Source organism: Martelella sp. (genome assembly GCF_984369615.1).
The window spans coordinates 1-5,683 of sequence record NZ_CFHTCS010000287.1 but is presented as its reverse complement, the minus strand read 5'-3'; the positions used below and the strand labels follow the sequence as shown (position 1 = coordinate 5,683).

Annotated in this window: 10 protein-coding genes; 6 read left to right on the top strand and 4 right to left on the bottom strand. The window is 61.2% G+C overall.

Annotated features, from left to right (window positions below; genetic code table 11):
* Positions 1-185 (top strand): NAD(P)(+) transhydrogenase (Re/Si-specific) subunit beta (locus AC5DC2_RS18340; protein WP_491699509.1); only part of this gene is annotated, 185 nt, incomplete at its 5' end.
* A gap of 137 nt (positions 186-322) precedes the next feature.
* A complete protein-coding gene (locus tag AC5DC2_RS18335) occupies positions 323-1,120 on the top strand; it encodes an extensin-like domain-containing protein (protein WP_491699508.1) in 798 nt (265 codons plus the stop codon).
* 3 nt (positions 1,121-1,123) lie between these two features.
* On the opposite strand, the gene AC5DC2_RS18330 is transcribed toward AC5DC2_RS18335, so the two are convergent.
* Positions 1,124-1,486, bottom strand: a complete 363-nt coding sequence (locus tag AC5DC2_RS18330) for a SpoIIAA family protein (protein ID WP_024706606.1) — start codon at positions 1,484-1,486, stop codon at positions 1,124-1,126.
* A gap of 260 nt (positions 1,487-1,746) precedes the next feature.
* Between AC5DC2_RS18330 and AC5DC2_RS18325 the strand changes: the two genes are divergently transcribed.
* The 3 genes from AC5DC2_RS18325 to AC5DC2_RS18315 all read left to right on the top strand — a co-directional run bounded on the left by AC5DC2_RS18325 (position 1,747) and on the right by AC5DC2_RS18315 (position 3,016).
* Positions 1,747-2,088, top strand: coding sequence for a DUF2325 domain-containing protein (locus AC5DC2_RS18325; protein WP_371260692.1), 342 nt, complete (start codon positions 1,747-1,749; stop codon positions 2,086-2,088).
* A gap of 241 nt (positions 2,089-2,329) precedes the next feature.
* On the top strand, positions 2,330-2,644 hold the full coding sequence (gene hmuQ, locus AC5DC2_RS18320; protein WP_024706608.1) for a heme-degrading protein HmuQ: 315 nt from the start codon (positions 2,330-2,332) through the stop codon (positions 2,642-2,644).
* The gene (locus AC5DC2_RS18315; RefSeq protein ID WP_024706609.1) at positions 2,645-3,016 is read left to right on the top strand and encodes a bleomycin resistance protein; all 372 of its coding nucleotides are present in this window, start codon (positions 2,645-2,647) and stop codon (positions 3,014-3,016) included.
* A gap of 3 nt (positions 3,017-3,019) precedes the next feature.
* Here AC5DC2_RS18315 and AC5DC2_RS18310 read toward each other — a convergent pair whose 3' ends face one another.
* From AC5DC2_RS18310 to AC5DC2_RS18300, 3 genes are read right to left on the bottom strand one after another with little or no spacing between them, the layout of a single operon-like run.
* Positions 3,020-3,388, bottom strand: coding sequence for a DUF423 domain-containing protein (locus AC5DC2_RS18310; protein ID WP_491699507.1), 369 nt, complete (start codon positions 3,386-3,388; stop codon positions 3,020-3,022).
* A gap of 4 nt (positions 3,389-3,392) precedes the next feature.
* A complete protein-coding gene (locus tag AC5DC2_RS18305) occupies positions 3,393-3,785 on the bottom strand; it encodes a group II truncated hemoglobin (RefSeq protein WP_491699506.1) in 393 nt (130 codons plus the stop codon).
* 45 nt (positions 3,786-3,830) lie between these two features.
* A complete protein-coding gene (locus AC5DC2_RS18300) occupies positions 3,831-4,595 on the bottom strand; it encodes a DeoR/GlpR family DNA-binding transcription regulator (protein WP_024706612.1) in 765 nt (254 codons plus the stop codon).
* Between the two features lie 247 nt (positions 4,596-4,842).
* On the opposite strand from AC5DC2_RS18300, the gene fba reads away from it, so the two are divergent.
* Positions 4,843-5,683 (top strand): class II fructose-bisphosphate aldolase (gene fba, locus AC5DC2_RS18295; RefSeq protein WP_491699505.1); only part of this gene is annotated, 841 nt, incomplete at its 3' end.

The window sequence follows — 5,683 nt, the reverse complement described above, 5'->3', positions numbered from 1 at the left end:
CCTCGCCGATCTACGGCATGCCGATCCTCGACGTCGACAAGGCCAAGACCTGCCTCTTCGTCAAGCGCTCGCTCGGCTCCGGCTATGCCGGCATCGACAATGAGCTGTTCTACAAGGACGGAACGATGATGCTGCTCGGCGACGCCAAGAAGATGACCGAGGACATCGTCAAGGCAATGGACTGATCGCTCCCGCGCATCCATCCTGACGCCCCGATCTTGCAGAAGACCGGGGCGTTTCGTTTTCGTGGGCGGCTTTGTTGGCGGAACCTCCGCATGCTGTCCGGCGTTCAACCCTGACGATTGATCATGAGGAAACTGCCGTGAAGCTTGTCCGCCCGCTCTTTGTGTTTCCGCTCATTGTTGCCGCCGGCCTTTCGACGATGAGCATGGACATGCCTGAAAACCCGCCGGTGCCGGAGCAGCGTCCGGACGATCTCGAACCGGCCGCGGGGCAGGAGGAGAGCGCGCAACCCGCGAAACCGGCATCGGAAAATACCGGAGAGGACGCCAAGGTCTCGGAAACGGTCGCGCCCGAAGACCCTGCGCCCCCGATGGAAGATGATGGCGAATTTGCCCGCTGCACCGCGGCGCTGACGGCGCTGGGCGTCGAATACGAGGTTCTGGAGACGATTGATGATCCCGGTCAGTGCGGGATAGGGCGACCGCTCAGCGTTACCATGGCGGCCGACGGCGTGCCGCTGCAGCCGGCCGGCACAATGCGCTGCAAGACCGCGCTGGCGCTGGCAAACTGGCTTACCGCCTATGTCGCGCCCTCGGCCGAGATCGCCTTCGGCGCGGGCACGAAACTGACGGAAGTCCGCCAGGCTTCAACCTATGTCTGCCGCAACCGCAACAGCCGGTCGGACGGCAAGATTTCCGAACACGCCAGGGGCAATGCCGTCGATATCCGCTCGCTCTCCTTTTCGAACGGCAAGACCATCGACATGGTGCCGCGCAGGAAGGATGGCAGCCTCACCGGCGCCTTCCAGCGCACCGCAAGCGCCTCGGCCTGCCTGTTCTTTTCGACCGTCCTGTCTCCCGGCAGCGACGCGACTCATCAGGACCACATGCATCTCGACGTGATCGAGCGCAGCCGGGGATATCGCTATTGCCGCTGACGCTTACTGTTCCAGCCAGGTGACGGCGGCGTCTTGCTGTTCGGGCTCGAATACCTTCACGTCCGCGTGGAAAAGCATGCCGAACATCTGCACGGCCTGCGTGAAGCCGCGATTGCTGCTGACGATGGCGATGCTCTTGAAGGCCAGCGGTTCCGAACGGCGGAAGGGCTGGCCGCCCATCGCCGACCCGATATCGGAGCCCGCGAAATCGCTGGCGGTGACCAGAAGCAGCCGCAGCCCGTCATGGCTGGAACTGTGTTCTTCAAGCGCCGGCAGCAGCACATTTTGATAATCGCTCGCGCTCAGCGCGTTGTGTATCGTGAAGCCGATGATGTTTTCCGGCAGGTCTTCGATCTTCTCGAGCATATAAGGCCTCCATTTTGCGCCTTTTTAGCGCGGTCGGCGCGGCAAGGCCAGTGAAAGAAGCTGTGACCGCCGGCGAAGAACCGTTCGGCCATTGCGACATAAAACATGAGTTAATTAGTCATATTTATACTTTACCTTTTTAATCATGTTTTATAGGGTTTCCCCGTCATCAACGGAACGGCAAGGCCGGGAGGGCGAAATTGGCGAAGAAGAACAAGCGTAAACAGGCGAAGAACCCGCCGAACAGCGGGGTCCAGGACGTGACCCGCGTCGCCGAGGCGCCTGAGGGGCTCAATGGCCGCAGTTTTCTCTATGTCGGCGGGCGCGACTGTCAGGTCGCCCATTTGCGCGCAGTGGCTGATGATTTCGGCGCCGAACTGATCCATCACGACGGCGGCCTGCGCGAGGCGGTCTCGCGTATCGACAGGGTGCTGCCCTCGGTCGACTGCGTTTTCTGTCCGATCGACTGTATCAGCCATGATGCCTGCGTGCGCGTCAAGAGCGGCTGCAAGAAATTCAAGAAGGCCTTCATTCCGCTGCGCAACGGCTCCAAGTCCTCGCTGGAACGCGCGCTGCAGACCATGAGCGAGCGCAATTCGTGATAGGCGGGATGTATGAGGGCAGGGCGGTCGGCCTGATCGGGCTGCATGCGTGGCCTGGCTGCAGGTGTGCGACGATCGGCGGCGTAGGCCTTGCGGCGCCTGGCGAAGCCGCCATTCTCCCATTCACCCCTCGAGACTCCACAAGACCGCCTTCCGGCGGGAATAGCCGGGCCGAGGTGATTGACCTCGCCTGCCGGCGCAGCCATTTCTTATCAGTATGACAAACCCCGTGAGGTGTTCCATGTATGTCGCGATGAACCGGTTCAGGATTGCCATTGGCTCCGAGGAGGAATTCGAAGCTGTATGGAAAGGGCGCGATTCGCGGCTTTCCGAGTTGCACGGCTTCATCTCCTTTCATCTTCTCAGGGGCAAGACCTTCGAGGACGAGGGCTACACGCTCTATGCATCGCATACGCTGTGGGAGAACGAGGATGCGTTTTCCGCCTGGACCCGTTCCGAGCAGTTCCGCGACGCCCACAGGAATGCCGGCGAGCGCAAGGTGAACTATCTTGGCCACCCGGAATTCGAGGGTTTCAACAGCGTGGAGGGCGCATGAATGGCTGATCCGGTCGACATTGCCGTCCTGCCCGTCCTGCCGTCACTTGATCTTGCCGAGACCAAGGCGTTCTACACGGAAAAGCTCGGCCTCTCTGAAGTCGTGCACGAGGATGGGACCTACCTCATCCTGAGGCGTCCGGGCATGGAGTTGCATTTCTGGCTGACGGACGACCGCGGACTTTGTGAAAACACCTCGATCTATATCCGCGGCGGCGGCATTGATGCGCTTCACGCCGAGTTCTCGATGCGCGGCATCGTGGATGAGCGCGGCTTCAAGCTGCGCGAATGGAACATGAAGGAATTCTACGTCTACGATCCGCACGGCAATCTGCTGCGCTTCGGGCGCATTCCAGGCGAAGAAGCGGAATAGCCTTCAGCCCTTGCGCGGGGGCATCAGGGCGGCAAGGGCGACCAGCAGCCAGCTTGCAATCACCGACGTGCCGCCGATGGGGGCGGCCATGGGGAAGAAGCCGAAGCCCAGATAGGCGCGCGCCACAAGGTCTCCGGCAAACATCACCGTCCCGAAAACCATCAGAATGCCAGCGGCAAGAGCGGCTGCCGTGCGCACGGAAAGCAGGGCAAGGCCGATCAGCGCCGGGCCGTTGGCAAGGCAGACGAGGGCTGCGGAAAGCAGCACCGCGCTGTCGCCGTGATAGGAGGCTGCCGCCAGCATGATGCCGGCAGCGCCCGTGAGGCCGGCGAAGAACAGCAATATCCGGGCGGGGAGCGTCAGGGCGGTCATTGGGTCAGGCCTTGTTCTGCATGTGGTAGGCGAGCTTTTCCACCGGCGGCAGGATGATCGCCCTCAGCTTCATGTCGGGCACGGTCTCTTCCAGCGCGCGGCGGAAGCACAAGAGCCACTCGTCACGCTCTTCCGGCCCGATCGGCGCCGGCATGTGGCGCATCCTCAGCCGGGGGTGGCCGTGTTTTTCCACATAGACCGGCGGTCCGCCGAGATAGCCCGTCAGATAGTCGCGGAACTTCGCCTCCGACCCCGTAAGATCGTCCGGGTGGATCGCCCGGCAATGGGCCGCTTCCGGCAGGCTGTCCATCAGTTCATAGAAACGGCGCGTCAGGCGTTCGACCGTATCGGCCCCGCCAATGGCCTCGTAGAGGCTGATCGTTTCCTTTGCGTCCATCGCTTCATGCCCGGATCGTTGCTTCGTCCCTCCGATGTAACCATTTCAGGCAGGGATGCAATGCAGCGAAACGCCTTTTTCCGTCAGCACCGCGCGCTGCGCCTCGTCCAGTTCGTCGCCCGTCAGCACGGCGGAGAAAGTCTCGAGACCGGTCAGGAAATGCAGGCCCGGGCGGCCGAATTTGGTATGGTCGGCCAGAAGCACGCGCCGTTCCGCGCCCTTGACGATCAGCCGTTTGGTCTGGACCACTTCCGGATCCTGGTGAAAGGCCTCGCCCTCATAGATGGCCGAGGCCGAGATGAAGCCGATATCGGCGCGAAGCCCGCGCAGCGCGTCCTCGGTCAGGAGGCCGAAAAAGCCGTTGAACTTGCGGCTGTACTGGCCGCCGAGCGCCATCAGCTCGATGCCCGCGACGCCGGCCAGTTCGGATATCACACTCAGATTGTTAGATATCACAGTCAACGGCAGGCGCTGGGACAGGTGGGCTGCGAGATTGGCCGCGGTCGATGAATCGTCGATCATCAGCGTCATGCCGGGCTCGATGAATGCGGCGGCGGCCGCCGCGATCCGGGCTTTCTCGCCCGCGGCGATTTTCTGGCGATAGCGGAAATCGGCCTGGAACATGGCCGAGGATTGGACGGAAGCGCCGCCGCGCATCTTGCGTAGCTGACCGGACGCTTCCAGCTCATCGAGGTCGCGATGCACCGTCATCTTGGAAACCCGGAAACGCTGGCTCAATTCCTCCACGCTGGCCGTACCGCGCTCCATCAGCAGCGCCATCATCGCCGCGCGTCTTTCATCCGCCTTCAAGGCATTCTCCTTCGCCGTATGTGTCCGAATAATTGATATAACATCAAGATTAGCGGTATATATCACATATAGAAACGATTAAAATAACAAATATAATGATATTTATAAAATAATCTTGTGATTTCGCATTCCCGCATTATCATTGAACCACAATAAGGCCATGCGCCGATGGCGCGGCTTGACGCTTGGCAATCACATTCAAGCCTGCGTCGGCTATGGCGTTGGTCAGGCAACAGGAGAATTTGTTATGGCCCGGGTTACCTTGAGACAATTGCTCGATCACGCCGCCGAACACGGCTATGGCGTGCCCGCCTACAATATCAACAATATGGAGCAGGGGCTGGCGATCATGGCGGCCGCCCAGAAGACGTCCTCGCCGGTGATCATCCAGGCAAGCCGCGGCGCGCGCGCTTACGCCAACGACCTGATCCTGGCGAAGTTGATCGACGGGCTGGCCGAGCTCTACCCCGACATTCCGCTCGTCATGCATCTCGACCACGGCAATTCCGAGCCGACCTGCATGACGGCGATCCAGTACGGTTTCACCTCGGTGATGATGGATGGTTCGCTGAAGGCCGACGGCAAGACGCCGGCTGACTATGAATATAATGCCGGCGTGACGAAACGCGTCTGTGACTTCTCGCACTGGGCCGGCGTGTCGGTGGAAGGCGAGATCGGCGTTCTCGGTTCGCTGGAAACGGGCGAGGGCGAGAAGGAAGACGGCCACGGCTTCGAGGGCAAGCTCGACCACGACCAGCTTCTGACCGATCCTGACCAGGCCGTCCAGTTCGTCAAGGATACGCAGGTCGATGCGCTTGCCGTTGCCATGGGCACCAGCCACGGCGCCTACAAGTTCACCCGCAAGCCCGATGGCGAAGTGCTGGCGATGAACGTGATCGAGGAGATCCACCGCCGCCTGCCGGATACGCACCTCGTCATGCATGGCTCGTCCTCCGTGCCGGAAGAGCTGCAGGAAATCATCAACAAATATGGCGGCGAGATGAAGCCGACCTGGGGCGTGCCGGTTGAGGAAATCCAGCGCGGCATCAAGCACGGCGTGCGCAAGGTCAATATCGACACCGACAACC